Consider the following 21,479-nt stretch of genomic DNA (forward strand, 5'->3'; position numbering starts at 1 on the left):
TCACTATGACAAGCATTATATCATGAATGACCCGTCTGCCAAAGGGAAAGAAAGCAGCGCCCGCTCCAAAGGAAGGGCGCTGTTTTTTACTGGCGGTTTTTCATATGATGATCTGATTGATCGTTCTGTTCGTTTTGCAGCTTCTTCTGATCTCTTTCGTTCAGCTGGTCATCATTCGATTTAGTCGGTGATTCTTTTTCATTGTCGGTCACATCATTCGGGACTTCCGGCATAACGCGTCCGACGATTGCAGCAAGTTCGTCCAAAATGCCTGAAACGGGCCGGCCGGCTTTAATATCACTAGCCATGCCCCTCAGGCGGGAAACTGTATCAGGATCAGCCACGACAACGGCATTGGCGCCGTAAGGATCATTTTTTAACGCCTGGGCAACGGTGTATTTAATGCTTTCCACTTTGCTCCTTTCTAAATTGTCATACACATCGATCCCGACAACGGAGTATCTCCCGAGTACAACCGCGGTGGCATCTGTAATGCCGGGGATTTTTTCGGTTACCTCGACGAGATGCTTTGCGATATCCGTCCGACCGGGATTTTCAGCTGTCTCAGGAGCTGTATTTTTTACATGAATCGGTTTTGCTTCGCGCTGATCGGTCGATTCGTTCCGGATATTGCGTTCACGGCCGTCCTGTACAGCGGTACAGCCGGTCAGAATAAACAACGCTTGTATGATAATGAAAAGAATTCGCACGTCAGATTCCCTCCTTGAATGCTTTCATTTATTTTATTGTTGAATTAACCTTCTATCTTTATGCACCAAATAATATATTTTAGCAGGCATCCCCGTTTTTCACGAAAAGAAGCATACGATGATCCTTATTTCAGGAGGCTGAGACTTGAGTAAAATTTATGTGTTAGATACGAATGTACTTTTGCAGGATCCTAACGCCATTTTTTCCTTTGAAGAAAACGAAGTTGTCATCCCTGCCGTCGTGCTGGAAGAGGTCGATTCAAAAAAGCGGTATATGGACGAGGTCGGGAGAAATGCGAGGCACGTATCTAAGCTGATAGACGGGCTCAGGGAGAAAGGAAGGCTGCACGAAAAGGTTCCGCTGGAAAGCGGAGGAACGCTCAGAATTGAATTGAACCATCGGTCATTTCATCAGCTTCAGGAAATTTTTATCGAAAAAACGAATGATAACCGCATTTTGGCGGTGGCAAAGAATTTAAGCCTTGAGGAGGAAACGAAAGAAAACGGCCGCCTCGTCATTCTGGTCAGCAAGGATGTGCTTGTCAGGGTAAAGGCGGATGCCATCGGACTTTTGGCAGAGGACTTTTTAAACGACAGAGTCGTTGACCATGATGAGATATATAGCGGGTACAAAGATGTATTTATGAATAAAGAGCGGTTTGCCTCGTTTTATAAAAACAAACAAATTTCAGTCAAGGAGCTTCAGCAGCATCAGGTTTATCCGAATCAGTTTATGCTGATGAAAGATGAATTAGGAGGATCTTCGTCTGCGGTGGGCATGACAGATAAGAAAGGAGAGAACGTAAAAAGACTCGTCTTTGATGATGAGCACGTATGGGGGATCAGGCCGAAGAACGTTCAGCAGACAATGGCGCTTGAACTTCTGCTGAGGGAAGATATCCCGCTTGTCACCCTGATCGGAAAAGCGGGAACGGGAAAAACCTTGCTTGCTCTCGCTGCGGGGCTTTTACAGACGGAGGATCTCGGTATTTATAAAAAACTGATTGTCGCGCGTCCCATCGTTCCGGTGGGGAAGGACATCGGATATTTGCCGGGCGAAAAAGAGGAAAAACTCAAGCCGTGGATGCAGCCGATCTTTGATAATCTTGAATTTTTGTTCAATGCGAAAAAGCCGGGTGAACTTGAAGCGATTTTGGCAGGCATCGGATCAATTCAGGTTGAGGCTCTGACATACATTCGGGGACGAAGCATTCCGGATCAGTTTATTATTATTGATGAGGCTCAGAATTTGACGAGGCACGAGGTCAAAACGCTTTTGACACGGGTTGGAGAAGGCAGCAAAATTGTCTTGATGGGCGATCCGGAGCAAATAGATCACCCATATTTAGACAGTTTGAACAACGGACTTGCTTACGTCGTAGAGCGGTTTAAAGGACAAACCGTCTCCGGCAGCGTGAAGCTTGTGAAAGGCGAAAGATCCGGCCTTGCACAGCTTGCGGCCGATTTGTTATAGAACTTCGATTTCTGTGACGCCTGTTATCGGCTTTTTAAAGTTGCCGTCCACGTAAAAATGGACCGGACCGCCGTCTTGAAGAGGCTTCCCCGCATCGCTGAAATGGGCGGTTGCGTCCATCGCCTTTTCAAGCGGCACCTCGGTTCTTTCAGATTCTGAAATAAATACGCACAGGACAGCGCTTTCTTTCGGCTCGGCATTTGCTAAAACAGCGCCGAGCTTCATGGCGAAGCTGCCGTTCATTAATCTTTCTTTTTCATAACGTTTTTCGCTTTTTAAAGTCGGCGGCGAAATGCGCCCTTCTCTGATCACCCGTTCCGGATCAAGCGTATGCTCCTGGGTTTCTGCAGAGACGTCTGAATGAACGGGCTGATTGTTTTCAAACGGAAACTTGCGGTCATCGAAAATCCAGACACTCGGATCAATTGTAATCGGGTATGTAACATTGCCTTTTACTTGAATAACGCTCATGGTGAAGCCCCCCTTTAATTAAAGTATAAAAGTTTTCGCATGAATTGTCACTTTGCGTCGCAAATTAGATGTAAACAACGGCAGCGAAGTGAGGGGATCGAAATGGTATGCCGGCATTACCAGGAGCTGGACGCATTCGTTCAAGAAGCGAAAAAAAAGACCGGAGAAGGCAAAGTGGCAGACTATATTCCGGCTCTGGCTGAATCAGGGCAAGACAGCCTTTCGGTCACGATTTATCATGCGGAAAATACATGTCTGACGGCAGGCGACGCCGACCGGACATTTACGCTGCAGAGCATTTCGAAGGTGCTTTCTCTGGCGCTCGTACTGATGGATTACGGAAAGGAAAAGGTATTCAGCTGCGTGGGGCAGGAGCCGACCGGCGACCCGTTTAATTCTATGATTAAGCTTGAGACAGTGAATCCGGGCAAGCCTTTAAATCCGATGATTAATGCGGGAGCTCTCGTCGTTACGAGTTTAATTAAGGGGCATTCGCCGAAAGACCGGCTGAATTATCTGCTCGGATTCATCAGAAGACTTGCGAATAATCAGGAAATTACATACTGCAGACATGTCGCAGAATCGGAATTCAGTTCATCCATGATCAATCGGGCAATGTGTTATTACATGAAGCAATATGGCATTTTTAAAGGCGATGTTGAAGAGGTTATGGATTTGTATACAAAACAGTGCGCGATTAAGATGAGCAGTCTTGATTTAGCCAAAATCGGCTGCGTATTCGCACTTGACGGCAAGCATCCGGAAACCGGGGAGCAGGTCATTAAAAAAGATGTGGCGAGAATCTGCAAGACGTTTATGGTGACATGCGGCATGTACAATGCGAGCGGTGAATTCGCAATCAAGGTCGGCATTCCCGCAAAAAGCGGCGTTTCGGGAGGCATCATGGGCATTTCGCCGTATAATTTCGGAATCGGTATATTTGGCCCGGCGCTTGATGAAAAAGGCAACAGCATCGCGGGTGTGAAGCTTTTGGAAATCATGTCTGAGAAATACAGGCTGAGTATTTTTTGAAACATTTTTTATCATAACATCTGCTTAAATCCTCTTGCAATTTCACCTGATACCCTTTATGATAAATAGAAGAATTAGGTACTCGCCTGGGGAACGGAGGGATACTTTTGGCTTCAGAGATTATAGTTGACCATCAGCAGAAGGCATTCGAGCTGTTGAAGCTGGATGCTGAGAAGATTTTGAAGCTGATCCGAGTACAAATGGATAACTTAACGATGCCTCAATGTCCTCTGTACGAAGAGGTCTTGGATACTCAGATGTTCGGACTGTCGAGGGAAATCGATTTTGCTGTCCGCCTGGGATTAGTTGATGAAAACGACGGAAAAGAACTGCTGGACAGACTTGAAAGAGAACTGTCTGCTTTGCATGACGCGTTTACAGGAAAATAAATGATCAAACTCAAACTATTTAACGGTTTGGGTTTTTTTATAACCGTAAACCGTTATTTTTGCATCTTCTTTTCGTAAGACGGTCTCTTAATCTGCATTTCATCCGAAAAACTATAAAGAAACTGCGTAAATTGTTTATGAATTATAGTAAAATATAATACGCAATAAGTATTAAACGTAAGCTTTAAGCAGGAAAGAGGATGTTATGTTTAAAAGAATGTTAAAATCTTACGATTATTCATTGATATGCGCTATCATTCTGCTGTGCAGTTTCGGATTGGTAATGGTATACAGCTCAAGCATGATTACCGCTGTTATGCGTTACGGCGTGAGCAGCGACTATTTTTTTAAACGGCAGCTGTTCGCCGTCATTGCAGGGCTCGTGCTGTTTATCATCGCGGCCGTTTTTCCGTACAAAGTGTTTGCCCATCAAAAGATTCAGAAAATAATACTGCTTGCGTCAGTGGCTGCGCTGTGCGCGCTGTTTGTTTTCGGACATGTTGCCGGAAACGCGCAAAGCTGGTTTAAAATCGGCGGAATGGCCATTCAGCCGGGGGAATTTGTCAAGCTGACCCTGATTCTGTATCTTGCCGCGGTGTACGCGAAGAAACAAAGCTACATCGATCAGCTTTTGACAGGAGTTGCGCCGCCGGTGATCGTTACCGTCGTCATTTGTGCGCTTATCGCCATTCAGCCTGACTTCGGAACGGCGATGATTATCGGTCTAATCGCGTTTTGCGTCATTATGTGCTCGGGATTCAGCGGAAAGACGCTGCTGAAACTGGTTCTCCTGGCGGGAATCGTATTACTCCTTGTCAGCCCGATCATCTATCTGAAATGGGATGATATTTTGACACCCGGGCGCATGAGCCGGTTTGAAAGCCTTGAAAATCCGTTTAAATACGCCAGCACATCAGGCCTGCAGATTATAAATTCGTATTATGCGATCGGCTCAGGCGGCTTTTTCGGCCTCGGTCTCGGAGAAAGCATTCAAAAATACGGATATCTGCCGGAGTCGCATACAGACTTTATTATGGCGGTTATTTCAGAGGAGCTCGGTATATTCGGCGTCCTGTTCGTCATTGTGCTGCTTGCTTTTATCGTGTTAAAAGGCTTTTATATTGCGAGAAAATGTGAAGATCCGTTCGGGAGCCTCTTGGCAATCGGGATTTCCAGCATGATTGCGATACAGACTTTCATCAATCTCGGCGGTGTCAGCGGTTTAATTCCGATCACAGGTGTTCCGCTGCCGTTTATCAGCTACGGAGGCTCGTCAATGTTCTTGTTATTAACGAGCGCCGGTATTTTGGTGAATGTGAGTATGCATGTCAAGTACTCGGAAAAGAAGAAAAAGAGGGAACCGATTCCGTCTAAGGGGGTAAAAAGACGGCAGGCGGAAAAAACTGTGTATCTGTAAAAAACAAGTGTATACACAGGGCGGATATTCCTTTATTATAAACTACATATTTATTAGGCCAAGGGGGAGAAAAGTTTGTCACAACAATCCATCCAAAAAGTGTTAGTAGCAAACAGGGGAGAAATTGCGATCCGGATTTTCCGGGCGTGCACAGAATTGAACATCAGAACGGTAGCCGTTTATTCAAAAGAAGATTCAGGTTCCTACCACCGCTATAAAGCGGATGAAGCCTATCTTGTCGGAGAAGGCAAAAAACCGATTGACGCGTATCTTGATATTGAAGGGATTATTGAGATCGCGAAAAGAAACGGCGTTGATGCCATTCATCCGGGCTATGGATTTCTGTCTGAAAATATCCAATTTGCGAGACGCTGTGAAGAAGAGGGCATCGTATTTATCGGACCGACGTCAGCGCATTTGGATATGTTCGGAGATAAGGTCAAGGCCAGAGAGCAGGCGGAAAAAGCCGGCATCCCCGTTATTCCGGGGAGTGACGGGCCTGCCGAAACATTAAAAGATGTCGAACAATTCGCAAAAGTACACGGATTTCCGTTTATTATTAAAGCGTCGCTCGGAGGCGGCGGCCGCGGAATGAGAATCGTCAGGAACGAAAACGAATTGAAAGATTCGTTTGAGCGGGCCAAATCCGAAGCGAAAGCCGCATTCGGAAACGACGAAGTGTATGTTGAAAAACTGATCGAAAATCCTAAGCATATTGAAGTTCAGGTGATCGGAGATAAAGAAGGAAATGTCGTCCATCTGTATGAGCGGGACTGTTCCGTTCAAAGACGGCATCAAAAGGTCATTGAGGTGGCGCCGAGCGTGTCCTTACAGCCTGAATTAAGAGACGAGATCTGTGAAGCGGCTGTCGCACTTGCGAAAAATGTCGGCTATATCAACGCTGGAACAGTGGAATTTCTCGTAGCGGACGGTGAATTTTACTTTATTGAAGTGAATCCGCGCGTACAAGTGGAGCATACGATTACGGAAATGATTACGGGGGTTGATATCGTTCAGACGCAAATCCTCGTCGCGCAGGGCCACGGTCTGCACAGCCGTGCCGTCAACATCCCTCATCAGAAAGACATTTTTACAAACGGGTATGCGATACAGTCACGCGTGACCACTGAAGATCCGCTGAATGACTTTATGCCTGACACGGGTAAAATTATGGCTTACCGCTCAGGCGGCGGCTTCGGCGTGCGTCTTGATACTGGGAACAGCTTCCAAGGCGCCGTCATCACGCCTTATTATGATTCACTGCTCGTCAAGCTGTCGACATGGGCGCTGACGTTTGAACAGGCATCCGCAAAAATGGTCCGCAACCTGCAGGAATTCAGAATCAGGGGCATTAAGACCAATATCCCGTTTCTTGAAAACGTGGCAAAGCATGAAAAATTCCTGACGGGACAATACGATACATCGTTTATCGACACAACGCCTGAGCTGTTTGTTTTTCCTAAACAGAAGGACCGCGGAACAAAAATGCTTTCCTATATCGGCAATGTAACGGTGAACGGTTTTCCGGGAATCGGAAAAAAAGAAAAACCTGCGTTTGATAAGCCCCAGACTGTTACGTTAGGTATCGGCGAAAAGCCGGCAAGCGGCACGAAGCAGATTCTTGATGAAAGAGGCGCTGAAGGGCTTGCTGACTGGGTGAAAGAGCAGAAATCCGTACTTCTGACCGATACAACGTTCAGGGATGCCCATCAGTCCCTGCTTGCAACCCGGATCAGATCCAATGACTTGAAAAAAATCGCAAACCCTACGGCTGCTCTGTGGCCTGAACTGTTCAGCCTTGAAATGTGGGGTGGGGCGACATTTGATGTAGCGTACCGTTTCTTAAAGGAAGATCCTTGGAAACGCCTTGAAGATCTCCGCAAGGAAGTGCCGAACACATTGTTCCAGATGCTGCTTCGTTCATCAAATGCCGTCGGCTATACAAACTATCCGGACAATGTCATTCAAAAATTTGTCCGGCAGTCAGCAGCATCAGGTATTGACGTATTCCGGATCTTTGACAGCCTGAACTGGGTGAAAGGGATGACGCTGGCCATCGATGCCGTCCGTGAAACCGGAAAAGTGGCGGAGGCTGCGATTTGTTATACGGGAGATATTCTTGATAAGAGCCGGACGAAGTATGATCTGAAATACTATCTTTCTATGGCAAAAGAGCTTGAGGCATCGGGAGCGCATATTCTCGGCATTAAAGACATGGCCGGTCTTTTGAAACCTCAAGCCGCATACGAACTTGTCTCAGCGCTGAAGGAAACGATTGATATTCCCGTTCATCTTCACACGCATGATACGAGCGGCAACGGCGTCTTTCTCTATGCCAAAGCCGTTGAAGCGGGTGTGGATATCGTAGATGTCGCCGTCAGCTCAATGGCGGGTCTGACTTCACAGCCGAGTGCAAGCGGATTTTATCATGCGCTTGAAGGAAACAGCCGCCGTCCTGAAATGGATGTCCGGCAGGTTGAAAGACTGTCACAATATTGGGAATCCGTCCGTCAATATTACAGTGAATTTGAAAGCGGGATGAAGTCTCCGCATACTGAGATTTATAATCACGAAATGCCGGGCGGACAGTACAGCAATCTGCAGCAGCAGGCAAAAGGAGTCGGCCTCGGCGACCGCTGGAATGAAGTGAAAGACATGTACAGCGTCGTCAACCGCATGTTCGGCGACGTCGTTAAAGTAACGCCTTCTTCCAAAGTCGTCGGAGATATGGCGCTTTACATGGTGCAAAACAATTTAACGGAACAAGATGTTTATGATAAAGGCGAAACTCTTGATTTTCCGGATTCTGTTGTTGAGCTCTTTAAAGGACAGATCGGCCAGCCGCACGGCGGATTTCCGGAAAAACTGCAAAAGCTCGTTCTAAAAGGACAGACGCCGATTAAGGTAAGACCGGGTGAACTGCTTGAACCGGTATCTTTTGAAGGCATCAAAGAAGAATGGAAAGAAACTCATCAGATGGAATTGAGTGATCAGGACGCAATCGCGTATGCTCTTTATCCGAAGGTATTCACTGAATACGTTAAAACGGCTGAACGCTTCGGTGATATTTCCGTATTGGACACACCGACTTTCTTCTACGGCATGAGGCTCGGTGAAGAAATCGAAGTGGAAATCGAGCGAGGAAAAACGCTGATCGTAAAGCTTGTGTCTATCGGTGAACCGCAGCCTGATGCGACACGTGTCGTTTATTTTGAGTTGAACGGCCAGCCTCGTGAGGTGGTCATTAAAGATGAAAGCATTAAATCATCCGTACAGGAAAAATTAAAGGCCGATCGGACAAACCCAAGCCACATCGCAGCATCAATGCCGGGAACCGTTATTAAATTGTTAACGCAAACCGGTGCGAAGGTGAACAAAGGGGATCATCTGATGATTAATGAAGCGATGAAAATGGAGACGACGGTGCAGGCGCCGTTCTCCGGGACGATTCAGCAGATTCATGTGAAAAACGGTGAACCGATTCAGACAGGCGATTTACTGATTGAGATTGAAAAAGCGTAGAATTTAAAAAAACCTGATCCGCACCATTGCGGTCAGGTTTTTTGTATGTAAAAAGGCCGAAGCTCTAACGCTTCGGCCTTCTCATGTACCTCAGATGTTCCGCTGTTTTGATTCGTAACGGAAGCGGGCGATTAATAATAAGAAATAGCATAAGACGCCGAACAAGCCGGCAATAAAGAGTGAATGGGCGAGTGCAAAGCCGGTGGCCATTTCTGAATAAACAACCATGATTCCGGAAAGCGCCTGTAATAAAACAAAGGCAAGAGCCGCTATCCAGCCTCCGAGAATCTGTTTTTGGTCTTTGTAGGAGCGCACAGCATGCGCGAAAGCGATAAGAATCCAGACAAACAGAAGCAGGGCTGCCGTTCTGTGGCCCATCTGCACCCACTCCTGAAATTGGGACGGAAGCCCGTGGTGCAGCCTGCTGCAAAGCGGAACGTCAGGACAGGCAAGGCTTGATTTCGTATGACGCACATAAGCACCCGTATAAACGACGATATACGTGTAAATCGAAAGGCCGATCATATGAAACTGCATTTTTCTGCCGATTCTGAGCGGCTTGACGAGCTTTTTGTCTGATTTATCAGCTTCAAATATGAGCAGCGTCAAAATCAGAACCGAAGCGAAAGAGATCAGCGATATGCCGAAATGAAGCGCCATAACGAGCGCATTTGATCCGAAGACAACCGCTAGTGCGCCGAGAAGCGCCTGTAAAAATAAAAAGATAATGGACATAATGGCGAGAAAGGTTGTTTCACGGAATACAGGCGTGACTTTTCTCCATGCCCAAAAAGCGAGACTCAGCACGAGAACGATTGAGACACCGCTTGCGAGTCTGTGGCTCCATTCAATGATAGAAGCGGCGTTAAGCTCCGGGAAAAAACGGCCGTGGCAAAGCGGCCACTGTCTTCCGCATCCGAGACCTGACCCTGTCTTTGTGACAAGAGCCCCGCCGATCAGCACGACGAGCATGACAAATGTCGTCAGCACACCGAGCGCTTTTAAAGCTTTATTCATTTTACATTCACCTTCTTAACAAACTGGACAAAATGATATACGTACCAAGTGTAAGCGAATATGTGTTTTGTGGCAATTCTCAATTCTGTTTGTTCACAAAAATATAATAGAATTAAGACTTCTTAGATAATGGGGTTGATTATTCGAAATGGGTCTGATAGAAATAAAGTAACCGCTTTATTACGAAATCGGCGGAGATGGTAAAATTCATAAAAAGTTCACAAATAAATTCCTGTTTCTCGTTTAATATTTAAGAGGATGTTTTTTTACAGGTCATTATCTTGTATGATAGAGTTGCAGGTCTTAAAAAACCTGCTTTAGGTTTGTAAGGGAGGTTTGCGTTATGGCTAATTCCAGAATTTTAAATGATACAGCTATAGACGGACAGATTGAAGAGACGACGGCGTGGAAGGATTTTCTTTCACTTATCAAAATAGGAATCGTCAATTCGAATTTAATTACGACTTTTACCGGCATGTGGCTTGCGTTACATATATCCGGTCTGAGTTTTTTAGGCAATTTAAACACTGTGCTTCTTACATTAATAGGGTCTTCTTTGATCATCGCCGGTTCTTGTGCGATTAACAACTATTACGACCGTGATATTGATCATTTAATGGAACGCACGAAAGTAAGACCGACGGTTACCGGAAAGATTCAGCCGAATCAAGCGCTGTGGTCAGGAATTTTACTCATTGCTTTAGGACTTATCATGCTTTTGATGACCACCGTGATGGCTGCAGTCATCGGTTTTATCGGCGTGTTTACGTACGTTGTTCTTTATACAATGTGGACGAAACGCCGCTATACGATTAATACGGTTGTCGGAAGCGTATCAGGCGCCGTGCCGCCGTTAATCGGCTGGACAGCGGTTGAAGGGCACATCGGTGTTGTCGCATGGGTATTATTCATGATTTTATTCATCTGGCAGATTCCGCACTTTTTAGCGCTTGCGATTAAGAAGACGGAAGATTACAGAGCAGCGAATATTCCGATGCTTCCGGTCGTGCACGGCTTTGAAGTGACGAAAAGACAGATTATTGTCTGGGTTGCATGTCTGCTGCCGCTTCCGTTTTTCCTCGGCAGTCTCGGTCTTCCGATCGTGATTCTCGGCACTCTGCTGAATGTCGGATGGCTTGTTCTCGGACTGATGGGATTCCGTATGAAAAACATCATGAAGTGGGCAACTCTTATGTTTGTCTATTCGCTTAATTACATGACCATTTATTTTGTAGCGATGGTGGTCTTCACGCTGTTTTAATTGAATAATGAGCTTGTTTGATCGCCAAAACAAACAATGACAACTAGTAAACGCCGCCTTGACCTTTTGTTTAATCAGGCGGCTTTGCTTTTATACATAGATGGAATTTTAAGTAAAAAATCTCATATTTTAAGTAATGAGGAAATGAAGTATTTCAGCTGGAAGCAGATTTACTGCTTGTGCATCTTGTACTGATTCAAAAAAGGGGTTGGGTGAAATGTTAAAGCGTTGGCGTCTTTTATCATTATTAGCCTTAGTGCCGCTTTTATTGAGCGGCTGTGGAAAACCGTTTCTGTCCACACTCAAGCCTGCCGGCGAAGTGGCTGATAAACAGTATGATCTGACGGTGCTCAGCACACTTATCATGGTTGTCGTCGTTGCGGTCGTAGCAGTTATTTTCTTTTACGTCATTGTGAGATTCAGACGGTCGCGTGTCGGAGAAGACACGATACCGAAACAGGTGGAGGGGAACCGTTTTTTAGAAATCACCTGGACCGTTATTCCGATCCTGCTTCTGATTATTCTTGTCATCCCGGTTGTCATCCAGACATTGGCGCTGGCGGATACGTCGCCGATGGATAAGAAAAACCGTAAAGCAGAGGATGCGCTCGTGATTAATGTAAGGGCGAATTTATACTGGTGGGAATTCGAGTATCCTGATTACGGATTTGTGACAAGTCAGGAGCTGATCGTTCCCACAGATGAACGCGTTTATTTCAAGCTGAAGTCATCCGATGTGAAACACTCTTTCTGGATTCCGTCAGCCGGAGGAAAAATCGATACGAATACGGATAACGACAATACTTTCTTTTTGACCTTTGATTCTAAACGCAGCAAAGAAGCGGGAGAATACTTCTTCGGGAAATGCGCGGAGCTGTGCGGACCTTCACATGCGCTAATGGATTTCAAAGTGAAACCGCTGCCGTCAAAAGAATTTAAACAATGGACGAAAGCGATGAAGAATTATAAGCATACAACAGATTCCGGTTTAGCCGCGCAAGGAGAAGAGCTGTTTAAGGAAAAAAACTGCCTGAGCTGTCATGCGGTTGAGCCTAATGACAAACGGGCTGAAGCGGCAAGAACGGCTCCGAACCTGGCTACCTTCGGCGAACGTGTCAAAGTGGCCGGCATTAAGGATGCGAATAAAGAGAATATAAAAGCCTGGCTGAAAAATCCGGACAGCATTAAACCGGGCAATAAAATGACAGGCACGTATCCGAAGCTCTCGGACGCTGAAACGGATGCGCTGTATGAATATTTAAAAGGTCTGAAAGCGGAGAACAAGTAAGGACAGGGAGATATCAGGGGGGAGGTCGCAAATGATGAATACGCTTACAGGACAGCAGAGAAAAGGCTCTTTGCTTTGGGATTATTTGACGACGGTTGACCATAAGAAAATCGCGATTTTATACATGATCGCCGGGGGATTTTTCTTCGTCGTCGGCGGACTTGAGGCCATGCTTATCAGGATTCAACTCTTGAGGCCAGGGAACGATTTTGTAGGTGCGCAGCAGTTTAATGAAATTATGACGATGCACGGGACGACAATGATCTTCCTGGCGGCAATGCCGCTGTTATTCGGGCTCATGAACGCGGTTGTCCCGCTTCAGATCGGGGCGCGTGACGTATCATTTCCATTTCTGAATGCGCTTGGGTTCTGGCTGTTTTTCTTCGGGGGAATCTTTTTGAATCTGAGCTGGTTTTTAGGAGGGGCTCCCGATGCAGGCTGGACGTCATATGCGTCGCTTGCGCTGAATTCAAAAGGGCACGGCATTGACTTTTTCGTGCTCGGGCTGCAAATATCGGGCTTAGGAACGCTGATTGCGGGGATCAACTTTCTCGCAACCATTATTAACATGAGGGCGCCCGGTTTGACATATATGAGACTGCCGCTGTTTACATGGACGACATTTGTGGCGTCGGCACTCATTTTATTCGCATTTCCTCCGCTCACCGTCGGTTTGGCGCTGATGATGCTGGACCGTTTGTTCGGAACGAATTTCTTCAATCCTGAATTGGGCGGAAATACGATTATCTGGGAGCATCTGTTTTGGATTTTCGGGCATCCGGAAGTATACATTTTAATTCTTCCTGCCTTTGGGATTTTTTCGGAAGTCATTCCCGTATTTGCGAGAAAGCGCCTGTTCGGTTATTCCTCAATGGTCTTTGCGATTGTTTTGATCGGCTTTCTCGGATTCATGGTATGGGTTCACCACATGTTTACGACGGGACTCGGACCGATTGCCAATGCGATATTTGCGGTTGCGACGATGGCGATTGCGGTGCCTACGGGCATTAAGATTTTCAACTGGCTATTGACCATCTGGGGAGGAAATGTCAAATTCACGACGCCTATGCTGTATGCCGTCGCCTTTATTCCTTCTTTCGTGCTCGGAGGAGTGACGGGTGTCATGCTGGCGGCCGCTGCGGCGGATTATCAGTTCCACGATACGTATTTTGTCGTTGCGCATTTCCATTACGTCATTATCGGCGGCGTTGTGTTCGGCATCCTGGCGGGCGTGCATTTCTGGTGGCCGAAAATGTTTGGAAAGGTGCTTCATGAAACGATGGGGAAAATTTCGTTCGTCTTATTTTTCATCGGGTTTCATCTTACCTTCTTCATCCAGCATTTCCTGGGCTTGATGGGAATGCCGCGGCGCGTTTACACATATCTGCCCGGCCAGGGGCTTGATACCGGCAACCTGATCAGTTCAATCGGTGCGTTTTTCATGGCGGGCGCGGCTGTTTTACTCGTCGTCAATATTGTTTATACCTCTATAAAAGGGAAATACGTCGGGAACGACCCGTGGCTGGACGGACGTACGCTCGAATGGGCGGTCTCTTCGCCGCCGCCTGAATATAATTTTAAACAGCTTCCGTTTGTACGGGGACTTGATCCGCTGTGGATCGAAAAGCAGGCCGGAAATGAAGGGATGGCGCCTGCAGAGCCAGTAGAGGACATTCATATGCCGAACGGCTCCATCATGCCGCTTATCATATCCTTCGGGCTCTTTGTCGCAGCGTTCGGGTTTTTATACCACTCCGATTATTCATGGGGGCTTCCGGTTATCTTTATAGGGCTCGGAATCACATTCTTTACTATGCTGCTTCGCTCTGTGGTCGATGATTACGGCTATCATATTCACAAAGAAGATCTGCCGAATGATGATAAAGGGGTGAAGGCGTAATGCAGCTGCAGGAAAAAATGACTGCTGAAACCTTTCCGGCTTCTCCTGAAAAAGCAACGCTGGAGGGGAAAAATAAGTTTTTAGGATTTTGGCTGTTTCTCGGCGGGGAAACGGTTCTGTTCGCCTCGCTTTTTGCGACATTCCTTGCTTTGCGGGAATCAAAAGCAGGAGGGCCGTCAACGGCTGATATGTTTGAGCTGCCGATCGTGTTTATCGCCACGATGCTTCTTTTAACGAGCAGCTTAACGAGTGTGTATGCGATGTATCATATGAAAAATTTCTCCTTTAAAAAAATGCAGGTGTGGCTTTTGATTACCGTTTTATTGGGAGCCGGATTTTTAGGGGTTGAAATCTATGAATTTAAGCATTACACTCACGAGTTCGGATTTACGATCACAAGCTCTGCGCTCGGCTCAGCGTTTTATACGCTTGTCGGCACACACGGAGCACACGTGGCCTTCGGGCTGTTATGGATCAGCGCTCTGATGATCCGGAATGCTAAAAGAGGGCTCAGCCTTTATAACGCGCCGAAATATTATGTGGCCAGTCTATATTGGCATTTTATCGATGTCGTGTGGGTCTTTATCTTTACCGTTGTATATTTGATGGGGATGGTGGGATAACGATGGACGATAACAAAAACAGAGGGACTGTCAGTACGGATCTCGAATATCGGAAAAAGAAAAATGCCGAGGAGATGAAATATCAGGTCATATCCTTCGGTTTAATGATCGGCCTTACGCTCGTCGCGTTTTTGACGGTGGCTGCTGACGGCATTGCCGGGTGGTTTACGATGCCGTTTCTTATCCTGCTTGCGGTCATCCAGGTCATTTTTCAGCTGTTTTACTTTATGCATATGAGCCAGAAAGGGCATGAAGCGCCGTCACTATTTCTGTATTCGGGAATATTTGTCGCGTTTATCACCGTGCTTGCATTTGTCACGATTATTTGGTGGTAATCGGGGCGGCGGGGAGTGAGAGAGTTGATTAATTTGGAAATGTTCGGGTTTCGCGCAATGTGGAGCCCTTATCTGTTTTGTATAACTGCCGTGATAACAGGTATTTACTTTTACTGGTGCAGCCGGCATAAAGGGCGTGTGTCCGCTAAGGAGAAGGTGCTGTTTGTGCTTTCCGCGTTATTTTTTTACGCGGCTGCTGGAAGTCCCGTTGATTTATTGGGGCATGTGATGTTCAGCGCCCATATGGCGCAAATGGCGGTTTTGTTTTTAGTCGTACCGCCGCTGTTGATTTCCGGAATTCCCGGCTGGGCATGGAAAAAAGTGATTTTCCGTCCCGTCGTAAAGCCGCTGTTTTCGTTCTTTTCACTGCCGCTTATCGCTTTGCTGCTGTTTAACGGCATTTTTTCACTGTATCATATCCCGTTTATATTTGATGCCGTCAAAACGGATTCGCTGTATCACACGCTGATGAACGGACTCATCTTTGTAACGGCGTTTTTTATGTGGTGGCCGCTTGTGCATCAGGTGGAAGGTCTGCCCCGTCTCAGCGGTTTAATGAAGCTGGGGTACATTATGGCAGACGGGATTCTGTTAACGCCGGCCTGCGCGCTCATTATGTTCAGCGGGGCGCCCATGTATGCCACGTATACAGACCCGGCGGCTTGGGCCGAAGCAATGAAGCTTTGTGTTCCTTTAGATCTGCTGGAACAGATCCCTTTATCCGGACCGGAGATGTTTAACACGCTTCCTCCTTTGGAAGATCAGCAGCTTGGGGCAGTGCTGATGAAAATCATTCAAGAGGCGGTTTACGGAACATATTTGGCTGTCATCTTTTTTCAGTGGGTCAGAACGGAACGGGAAAAAGATACGCCGTCAGAGCCGCCGTATATCGAGCATACCGTCTCATAAAAAAAGTACAGCAGAATATGCTGTACTTTTTATTACATTTGCACTGTTTTTAAAGACTCTGCCAATTCAAGCAGTAACGCCTTGCTTTCTGCGACGACATGTTCCGGAAATTCTTCAGCGCTGCCGTATTCTACGCCGTGCGGATAATAATGCTTTCCTAAAAGAGGGGCCTTCAGCTGAATTACGGCACGGCTGCCGCCTACATCGCCCTCTTGTGCCGTTCCTTGAATCCGCAGATAAAATGTTCCCTCAGGAACTGAAAACTTTTTGTCGTAAGTCACTCTTTCATAATCCCATTGTCCCGCCAGAATGAGCCCTTTGCTTTCCATCAGATCATTCAAGCGGCTGAGCTCCGCTGTTACCCCTTCAAGACCGCTGTTTTCAAACTTCAAACCTTCCCCCTCCTTTTAAAATTTACCTTTCCTGACAATCATAGTATGAAAGCGTTACACTTTCAATGATTCATACGGTGAAAGTATGCAAAAAGAAAAATTTGACGACAATAGTAGCAGAAAAAAGGAGGAATTCCGCAATGACAAAGATCAATAAGCTCATGACGTCAAACTTGCAATATTGTACAGTATTAGATAATGTATATGAAGCTGCGGTGAAGATGAAAGACGCGGATGTCGGCGCCATTCCGATTGTGGATGAAGACGGCGAAACACTTGTCGGGATCGTGACAGACAGAGATCTCGTATTACGGGGAATTGCTTCAAAAAGGCCGAACTCTCAAAAAATAACAGACGCAATGACTGAGCGGGTTATCAGTGCAGAAGAAGACGCTTCTGTGGAAGAAGTGCTCCATATGATGGCTGAGCATCAGCTCAGAAGAATCCCCGTCACAAGGGATAAAAAACTGGTCGGCATTGTCACGCTCGGCGATCTTTCCTTGGCTGAGCAATCAAATGAGCAAGCAGGCCGGGCGCTGTCTGACATTTCTGAAGACGGAGGTCCGGAGGGGTTTATTCATTAAACATAAACCACGGACGTTACAAATAGGCTGTACTGTATAAGAATAAACAATAACTGAACGGTTTGATTTCATGGGGGTGAGAGGTTGAAAAATATCGCCAGGGCTCTCGTTATCCTTTTGCTTATTTACGGAGCGTATGTTCTGATTATACAATATGGATCGGCTCCTCAGAAAAAGACGAATCAGGAGGAGCCTCATGCTGCCAATGAAGAAGCGAGCGGAAAACGGCTGAAAATCCCGTCATCCGGACTGCTTTCTCTCATGGGGAAATCTGCTGCCGATGTGAAAAAGAAACTTGGGGAACCGTCCCGGAAAGATCCTTCTGCCTATGATTATGAATGGTGGGTGTACAACCAGGGGAAAGACCAATATGTACAAGTCGGTATTCTGAATGATAAAGCCGTGACATTATATGCTTCGGGAAGCGGCATCAACGCAAAACCGTTTAAGATCGGCGAATCGACAGGCGAAGTTTTTAAAACGACGCAGGTTGCCCCGTTTGTCAATGTGACTGACAAGGGAAACACGTACCGGTTTGAGTTTTCTGAAGAAGATATCAATACCCGTCCCACTGTTAAGATAGGCGGTATGTATGTTCAGCTGTATATGGACAAATTTGACGGGAATCTGTCAAGCATCAGGGCATTTGATGCCGAAACGCTTGTAAAACAAAGGCCGTATGAGGTCATGTACAGAGGAAGACTGACAGAACCCGAGCCTGTTTCCGATAAAAAATGGGACGACATTGAACGAGCGAGTGAGCAGCAGATTCTCGATATTACAAATGTCATTCGCGTGAAACACGGACTTGCAAGGTTGAAATGGGACGAAGGCGCTGCAAAAGTGGCATTCGGCCACAGCAAGGACATGAAAGACAACAAGTATTTCTCCCATGTCTCAAAGAAATACGGGACTCTGAAAGACCGCTTGAAAAAAGGCGATGTGAAATATCAGGAGGCCGGTGAAAATATTGCGTACAACTATGTGGACGGTCCTGCAGCCGTGGAGGGCTGGCTGAACAGCGAAGGACACAGAAAGGCGCTGTTAAGCCCGGATTACACGCACCTCGGTGTCGGCGTGGACCGGAAATATTATACGCAGAACTTTATTAAGCCTTGGGAGTAAAAAAACGCAGAGGGGCGCGTCCCCCGCGGTTTTTTTGTTTTTCGCGGGCGGGCTCCTGCCGGAATCAATAAATTTTACACATACCTGCTTTTTTTCGTAATTTAGGCGAACATTAAGGCGCCTGAACCGATACATTATAGCAGGCAAAACTTTTCGGAGGGGGTGAGAATTGTGGCGAATCAGCAATCACGGCAATCAATCGATGATTTTAAACAATTCGTAAAAAAGCATCCCAAACTGATTCAAAATGTTCGCAAGGAACAAAGAAGCTGGCAGGAAGTCTATGAAAATTGGGTTCTCCTCGGTGAGGACGATTCGATGTGGGAGCCTTTTAAAGACGAGACCGTTCAGCCTTCTTCTGAAGCGGAAACCAAAAAGGAATCAGCTGAAAAAAACGATTTCGTTTCAAAAATGGTCACTGCCGTCAAAAAGATGGATATAAACCAAATGAATGAGCAGATCAATAAAATGAGCCAGTCCATTTCATCATTGCAAAGCCTTTTAAGCCAATTTTCGGGCAGCAGCACAAAGCAGCCCCGGCAAGGCTCCGGACAACATCCTTTTTCGTTCAGGAAGGATTAAAGAAGGGGATCGTGTATGCGAAAAGAGGTTCAGGAATTCATATCTGCAGATGAGGAACGAAAACGGTTTATACGGCAGCGCCCCGTCTGGTACCGCAGACTTGCGAGAAAACCGGACGATCTCAATTCCTTTCAGCTGGACATGATGAATTTTTACGAAAAAACGATACCGCATCGGGTAAGCCAATTCTCAAACGGGATTCAGATGGCGCAGATGATGATGCAGATGGTTCACGCCATGCGTTCGCAGGATTAAAAGGCATTTTAACGCCCGCATTTTCCAATTGGCTGGTTTCATGGTAAACTAACAACTGGAGGTGCGTATTGATGTATGCAACAGTTGAGTCCGTCAGGCTTCAAAGTGAAGCGGAGCAGCTTGCCGGCATGATTCTGCAGTCTGAGACGGCTGAAAATTACCGCGATTGTTACAAGCGTCTCCATGAAGATGAAGAGGCACGGCGGATTATTCGTTCTTTTATGAGCATTAAAGAGCAGTATGAGGATGTGCAGCGCTTTGGCAAATATCATCCTGACTATAGAGAGATTTCCCGCAAAATGAGAGAAATGAAGCGGGAGCTGGATTTAAATGATAAGGTGGCCGAATTTAAAAAAGCGGAGACTGAGCTTCAGTCGCTGCTTGACGAGATCAGCATTGAACTCGGAACGGCCGTCTCGGAGCATGTAAAAGTTCCGACGGGGAATCCTTATTTTGACGGCCTGTCATCCTGCGGCGGCGGCTGCGGTTCCGGCGGCGGGTGCGGATGCAAAGTTTCCTGACGAGACGGCCGTCTCGTCTTTTACATAAAATGAACAGAAAGTCAGGCGGGTGATCATGATGGAAAGCAAGCGCCAAGGCATAATCGTATATCTGCATTCTTTAAAACACAGTAAAATGCTGAGAAAATTCGGCAACGTTCATTATGTTTCCAAACGGCTGAAATACGTTGTGCTGTATTGCGATATGGAGCTGATCGAAAAAACGATGGAAAAGATTTCATCTTATTCATACGTGAAGAAAGTAGAGCCTTCTTATAAGCCTTTTTTAAAGCTGGAATTTGAATCAAAGCTTGATAAAGCGAAAGAGTACGATTATAAGATCGGCATATAAAAAAATCCCCGCAGATACCTGCGGGGTCCTTCTATTCCTTAACAAGTTAAGGAGAAGGCAAAGGGAGAGGAGAAACCGGAGGAAGAACTTATGGGGAAACGTAAGTCTTCTCCGCGGTTGGCAACAACATCATTCATTGATGCTGTTACACGTAGTCTTGACAGGAATGTGAGTATGTATACATGATTTCGCGTTCATTGTTTGAAAGAATGCTTTATGTTAAGATAAGGATTGTTTTTGTACATAACGGCTCAGCCGAAGCGAAACATCAAAGTTTTCAGAAAAAGTGGTGTGAAAAATGAGAGTAATTTCCGGTTCGAGAAAAGGACGAGCCTTAAAGGCTGTGCCGGGCACATCAACAAGGCCGACGACGGATAAAGTAAAAGAGTCTATTTTTAATATGATCGGCCCGTATTTTGACGGAGGAACGGGGCTGGATTTGTTTGCGGGGAGCGGCGGTCTCGGGATTGAAGCGCTGTCGCGAGGATTTGACCGCTGTATCTTTGTGGATCGTGATTTCAAAGCCATCCAGACGGTAAAAGCGAATATAAAAGCGCTTGATCTCCTGTCTTCAGCGGAGGTATACCGCAATGATGCAGAGCGGGCTCTCTATGCCGCGGCGAAACGGGAAAAAGGTTTTGACGGAATTTTCTTAGATCCTCCGTATAAGGAACAAAAGCTGAAAGCGCTTATCGAAATGATTGATGAGCAGAACATGCTGAATGAAGACGGTTTTGTCGTAGCGGAGCATGATAAAGCCGTTGCGCTTCCTGAAGCTGTCGGCGCGCTTTCCGTAACAAGAAGGGAAATTTACGGGCTTACAGGAGTGACGATATACCGAAATAGGGGGTAATGATGTGGCAAGTATAGCTGTATGTCCCGGAAGTTTTGACCCCGTCACCTACGGACATCTGGACATTATCAGACGGGGAGCAAACGTGTTTGAGCAGGTGTACGTATGCGTGCTCAATAATTCTTCGAAGCAGCCGCTGTTTACAGTCGAGGAACGCTGTGAGCTGTTAAGAGAAGTGACAAAAGACATACCGAATATTACGGTCGAGACGTCACAGGGACTGTTGATCGACTATGCGAAAAAAAAGCAGGCGAAGGCGATTATCAGGGGGCTCAGAGCCGTTTCTGACTTCGAGTATGAGATGCAGGGGACTTCTGTCAACCGCGTGCTTGACGAATCAATAGAAACCTTTTTTATGATGACGAACAATCAGTACTCTTTTTTAAGTTCAAGCATCGTAAAAGAGGTCGCAAAATATAACGGGCCTGTTTCAGAGTTTGTTCCTCCGGAAGTCGAACAGGCGCTGCAGCAAAAATTTAAAGGATGAG

Annotated in this window: 23 protein-coding genes; 19 read left to right on the top strand and 4 right to left on the bottom strand. The window is 46.4% G+C overall.

Features of this window, described 5'->3' with window-relative positions; genetic code table 11:
* Positions 1 to 86: 86 nt before the first annotated feature.
* On the bottom strand, positions 87 to 710 hold the full coding sequence (locus ACW5MY_RS08080; protein WP_013352136.1) for a YhcN/YlaJ family sporulation lipoprotein: 624 nt from the start codon (positions 708 to 710) through the stop codon (positions 87 to 89).
* Positions 711 to 855: 145 nt separating this feature from the next.
* Between ACW5MY_RS08080 and ACW5MY_RS08085 the strand changes: the two genes are divergently transcribed.
* Entirely contained in the window at positions 856 to 2,184 is a 1,329-nt protein-coding gene (locus ACW5MY_RS08085) for a PhoH family protein (protein ID WP_013352137.1), read from the top strand.
* Here ACW5MY_RS08085 and ACW5MY_RS08090 read toward each other — a convergent pair.
* Positions 2,179 to 2,655 (bottom strand): hypothetical protein, encoded by a 477-nt coding sequence (locus tag ACW5MY_RS08090; RefSeq protein WP_013352138.1) that lies wholly within the window; start codon positions 2,653 to 2,655, stop codon positions 2,179 to 2,181. The genes ACW5MY_RS08085 and ACW5MY_RS08090 overlap by 6 nt on opposite strands.
* Before the next feature lie 102 nt (positions 2,656 to 2,757).
* Here ACW5MY_RS08090 and glsA point away from each other — a divergent pair, with 102 nt between their 5' ends.
* The 4 genes from glsA to pyc all read left to right on the top strand — a co-directional run bounded on the left by glsA (position 2,758) and on the right by pyc (position 9,015).
* Positions 2,758 to 3,687, top strand: coding sequence for a glutaminase A (glsA, locus tag ACW5MY_RS08095; RefSeq protein WP_061573874.1), 930 nt, complete (start codon positions 2,758 to 2,760; stop codon positions 3,685 to 3,687).
* A 107-nt stretch (positions 3,688 to 3,794) separates the two neighbouring features.
* A complete protein-coding gene (locus ACW5MY_RS08100; protein ID WP_003154494.1) occupies positions 3,795 to 4,076 on the top strand; it encodes an Fpa/YlaN family protein in 282 nt (93 codons plus the stop codon).
* 205 nt (positions 4,077 to 4,281) lie between these two features.
* On the top strand, positions 4,282 to 5,493 hold the full coding sequence (locus tag ACW5MY_RS08105; protein WP_013352140.1) for an FtsW/RodA/SpoVE family cell cycle protein: 1,212 nt from the start codon (positions 4,282 to 4,284) through the stop codon (positions 5,491 to 5,493).
* A 75-nt stretch (positions 5,494 to 5,568) separates the two neighbouring features.
* Entirely contained in the window at positions 5,569 to 9,015 is a 3,447-nt protein-coding gene (pyc, locus tag ACW5MY_RS08110) for a pyruvate carboxylase (protein WP_013352141.1), read from the top strand.
* Between the two features lie 90 nt (positions 9,016 to 9,105).
* Here the strand turns inward: pyc and ctaA are convergent, their stop codons facing one another.
* Positions 9,106 to 10,032 carry a heme A synthase CtaA gene (gene ctaA, locus ACW5MY_RS08115; protein WP_013352142.1) on the bottom strand — a complete coding sequence of 309 codons (927 nt, stop codon included), beginning with the start codon at positions 10,030 to 10,032 and terminating at the stop codon, positions 9,106 to 9,108.
* 343 nt (positions 10,033 to 10,375) lie between these two features.
* Between ctaA and cyoE the strand changes: the two genes are divergently transcribed.
* The 6 genes from cyoE (at position 10,376) to ctaG (ending at position 16,348) form a co-directional block, all read left to right on the top strand.
* The gene (cyoE, locus tag ACW5MY_RS08120; RefSeq protein WP_013352143.1) at positions 10,376 to 11,293 is read left to right on the top strand and encodes a heme o synthase; all 918 of its coding nucleotides are present in this window, start codon (positions 10,376 to 10,378) and stop codon (positions 11,291 to 11,293) included.
* Between the two features lie 217 nt (positions 11,294 to 11,510).
* Entirely contained in the window at positions 11,511 to 12,581 is a 1,071-nt protein-coding gene (coxB, locus tag ACW5MY_RS08125) for a cytochrome c oxidase subunit II (protein WP_014470439.1), read from the top strand.
* 31 nt (positions 12,582 to 12,612) lie between these two features.
* Positions 12,613 to 14,481, top strand: a complete 1,869-nt coding sequence (ctaD, locus tag ACW5MY_RS08130) for a cytochrome c oxidase subunit I (RefSeq protein WP_013352145.1) — start codon at positions 12,613 to 12,615, stop codon at positions 14,479 to 14,481.
* Positions 14,481 to 15,104: a cytochrome c oxidase subunit III gene (gene ctaE, locus ACW5MY_RS08135; RefSeq protein ID WP_013352146.1), complete on the top strand. Its 624-nt coding sequence runs from the start codon at positions 14,481 to 14,483 to the stop codon at positions 15,102 to 15,104. The genes ctaD and ctaE overlap by 1 nt, the downstream gene beginning before the upstream one ends.
* Positions 15,105 to 15,106: 2 nt before the next feature.
* The gene (gene ctaF / locus ACW5MY_RS08140; protein ID WP_007409686.1) at positions 15,107 to 15,439 is read left to right on the top strand and encodes a cytochrome c oxidase subunit IVB; all 333 of its coding nucleotides are present in this window, start codon (positions 15,107 to 15,109) and stop codon (positions 15,437 to 15,439) included.
* A 24-nt stretch (positions 15,440 to 15,463) separates the two neighbouring features.
* Positions 15,464 to 16,348, top strand: coding sequence for a cytochrome c oxidase assembly factor CtaG (gene ctaG / locus ACW5MY_RS08145; protein WP_014471807.1), 885 nt, complete (start codon positions 15,464 to 15,466; stop codon positions 16,346 to 16,348).
* A 32-nt stretch (positions 16,349 to 16,380) separates the two neighbouring features.
* Here the strand turns inward: ctaG and ACW5MY_RS08150 are convergent, their stop codons facing one another.
* Positions 16,381 to 16,740 carry a YugN family protein gene (locus ACW5MY_RS08150; protein WP_013352148.1) on the bottom strand — a complete coding sequence of 120 codons (360 nt, stop codon included), beginning with the start codon at positions 16,738 to 16,740 and terminating at the stop codon, positions 16,381 to 16,383.
* Positions 16,741 to 16,880: 140 nt separating this feature from the next.
* On the opposite strand from ACW5MY_RS08150, the gene ACW5MY_RS08155 reads away from it, so the two are divergent.
* From ACW5MY_RS08155 to coaD, 8 genes are all read left to right on the top strand, one after another.
* The gene (locus ACW5MY_RS08155) at positions 16,881 to 17,324 is read left to right on the top strand and encodes a CBS domain-containing protein (protein WP_013352149.1); all 444 of its coding nucleotides are present in this window, start codon (positions 16,881 to 16,883) and stop codon (positions 17,322 to 17,324) included.
* Between the two features lie 84 nt (positions 17,325 to 17,408).
* Positions 17,409 to 18,449 carry a CAP domain-containing protein gene (locus ACW5MY_RS08160; RefSeq protein ID WP_013352150.1) on the top strand — a complete coding sequence of 347 codons (1,041 nt, stop codon included), beginning with the start codon at positions 17,409 to 17,411 and terminating at the stop codon, positions 18,447 to 18,449.
* 171 nt (positions 18,450 to 18,620) lie between these two features.
* Positions 18,621 to 19,031 carry a YlbD family protein gene (locus tag ACW5MY_RS08165; RefSeq protein ID WP_013352151.1) on the top strand — a complete coding sequence of 137 codons (411 nt, stop codon included), beginning with the start codon at positions 18,621 to 18,623 and terminating at the stop codon, positions 19,029 to 19,031.
* Positions 19,032 to 19,046: 15 nt separating this feature from the next.
* Positions 19,047 to 19,286 carry a YlbE-like family protein gene (locus ACW5MY_RS08170; protein ID WP_003154475.1) on the top strand — a complete coding sequence of 80 codons (240 nt, stop codon included), beginning with the start codon at positions 19,047 to 19,049 and terminating at the stop codon, positions 19,284 to 19,286.
* 71 nt (positions 19,287 to 19,357) lie between these two features.
* Entirely contained in the window at positions 19,358 to 19,807 is a 450-nt protein-coding gene (gene ricF, locus ACW5MY_RS08175; RefSeq protein WP_013352152.1) for a regulatory iron-sulfur-containing complex subunit RicF, read from the top strand.
* Positions 19,808 to 19,865: 58 nt separating this feature from the next.
* Positions 19,866 to 20,138: a YlbG family protein gene (locus ACW5MY_RS08180; protein ID WP_013352153.1), complete on the top strand. Its 273-nt coding sequence runs from the start codon at positions 19,866 to 19,868 to the stop codon at positions 20,136 to 20,138.
* A 298-nt stretch (positions 20,139 to 20,436) separates the two neighbouring features.
* Positions 20,437 to 20,991: a 16S rRNA (guanine(966)-N(2))-methyltransferase RsmD gene (rsmD, locus tag ACW5MY_RS08185; RefSeq protein WP_007409693.1), complete on the top strand. Its 555-nt coding sequence runs from the start codon at positions 20,437 to 20,439 to the stop codon at positions 20,989 to 20,991.
* A gap of 4 nt (positions 20,992 to 20,995) precedes the next feature.
* Positions 20,996 to 21,478, top strand: a complete 483-nt coding sequence (coaD, locus tag ACW5MY_RS08190; protein ID WP_013352154.1) for a pantetheine-phosphate adenylyltransferase — start codon at positions 20,996 to 20,998, stop codon at positions 21,476 to 21,478.
* Position 21,479: the final 1 nt, after the last annotated feature.

It is taken from the genome of Bacillus sp. Bwzl_19, assembly GCF_054900515.1.

Coding starts and splice junctions, on each gene's coding strand:
- ACW5MY_RS08090 (WP_013352138.1), bottom strand. CDS start 2,655: ATGAGCGTTATTCAAGTAAAAGGCAATGTTACATACCCGATTACAATT.
- glsA (WP_061573874.1), top strand. CDS start 2,758: ATGGTATGCCGGCATTACCAGGAGCTGGACGCATTCGTTCAAGAAGCG.
- ACW5MY_RS08105 (WP_013352140.1), top strand. CDS start 4,282: ATGTTTAAAAGAATGTTAAAATCTTACGATTATTCATTGATATGCGCT.
- ctaA (WP_013352142.1), bottom strand. CDS start 10,032: ATGAATAAAGCTTTAAAAGCGCTCGGTGTGCTGACGACATTTGTCATG.
- cyoE (WP_013352143.1), top strand. CDS start 10,376: ATGGCTAATTCCAGAATTTTAAATGATACAGCTATAGACGGACAGATT.
- coxB (WP_014470439.1), top strand. CDS start 11,511: ATGTTAAAGCGTTGGCGTCTTTTATCATTATTAGCCTTAGTGCCGCTT.
- ctaD (WP_013352145.1), top strand. CDS start 12,613: ATGATGAATACGCTTACAGGACAGCAGAGAAAAGGCTCTTTGCTTTGG.
- ctaE (WP_013352146.1), top strand. CDS start 14,481: ATGCAGCTGCAGGAAAAAATGACTGCTGAAACCTTTCCGGCTTCTCCT.
- ctaF (WP_007409686.1), top strand. CDS start 15,107: ATGGACGATAACAAAAACAGAGGGACTGTCAGTACGGATCTCGAATAT.
- ACW5MY_RS08155 (WP_013352149.1), top strand. CDS start 16,881: ATGACAAAGATCAATAAGCTCATGACGTCAAACTTGCAATATTGTACA.
- ACW5MY_RS08170 (WP_003154475.1), top strand. CDS start 19,047: ATGCGAAAAGAGGTTCAGGAATTCATATCTGCAGATGAGGAACGAAAA.
- ricF (WP_013352152.1), top strand. CDS start 19,358: ATGTATGCAACAGTTGAGTCCGTCAGGCTTCAAAGTGAAGCGGAGCAG.
- ACW5MY_RS08180 (WP_013352153.1), top strand. CDS start 19,866: ATGGAAAGCAAGCGCCAAGGCATAATCGTATATCTGCATTCTTTAAAA.
- rsmD (WP_007409693.1), top strand. CDS start 20,437: ATGAGAGTAATTTCCGGTTCGAGAAAAGGACGAGCCTTAAAGGCTGTG.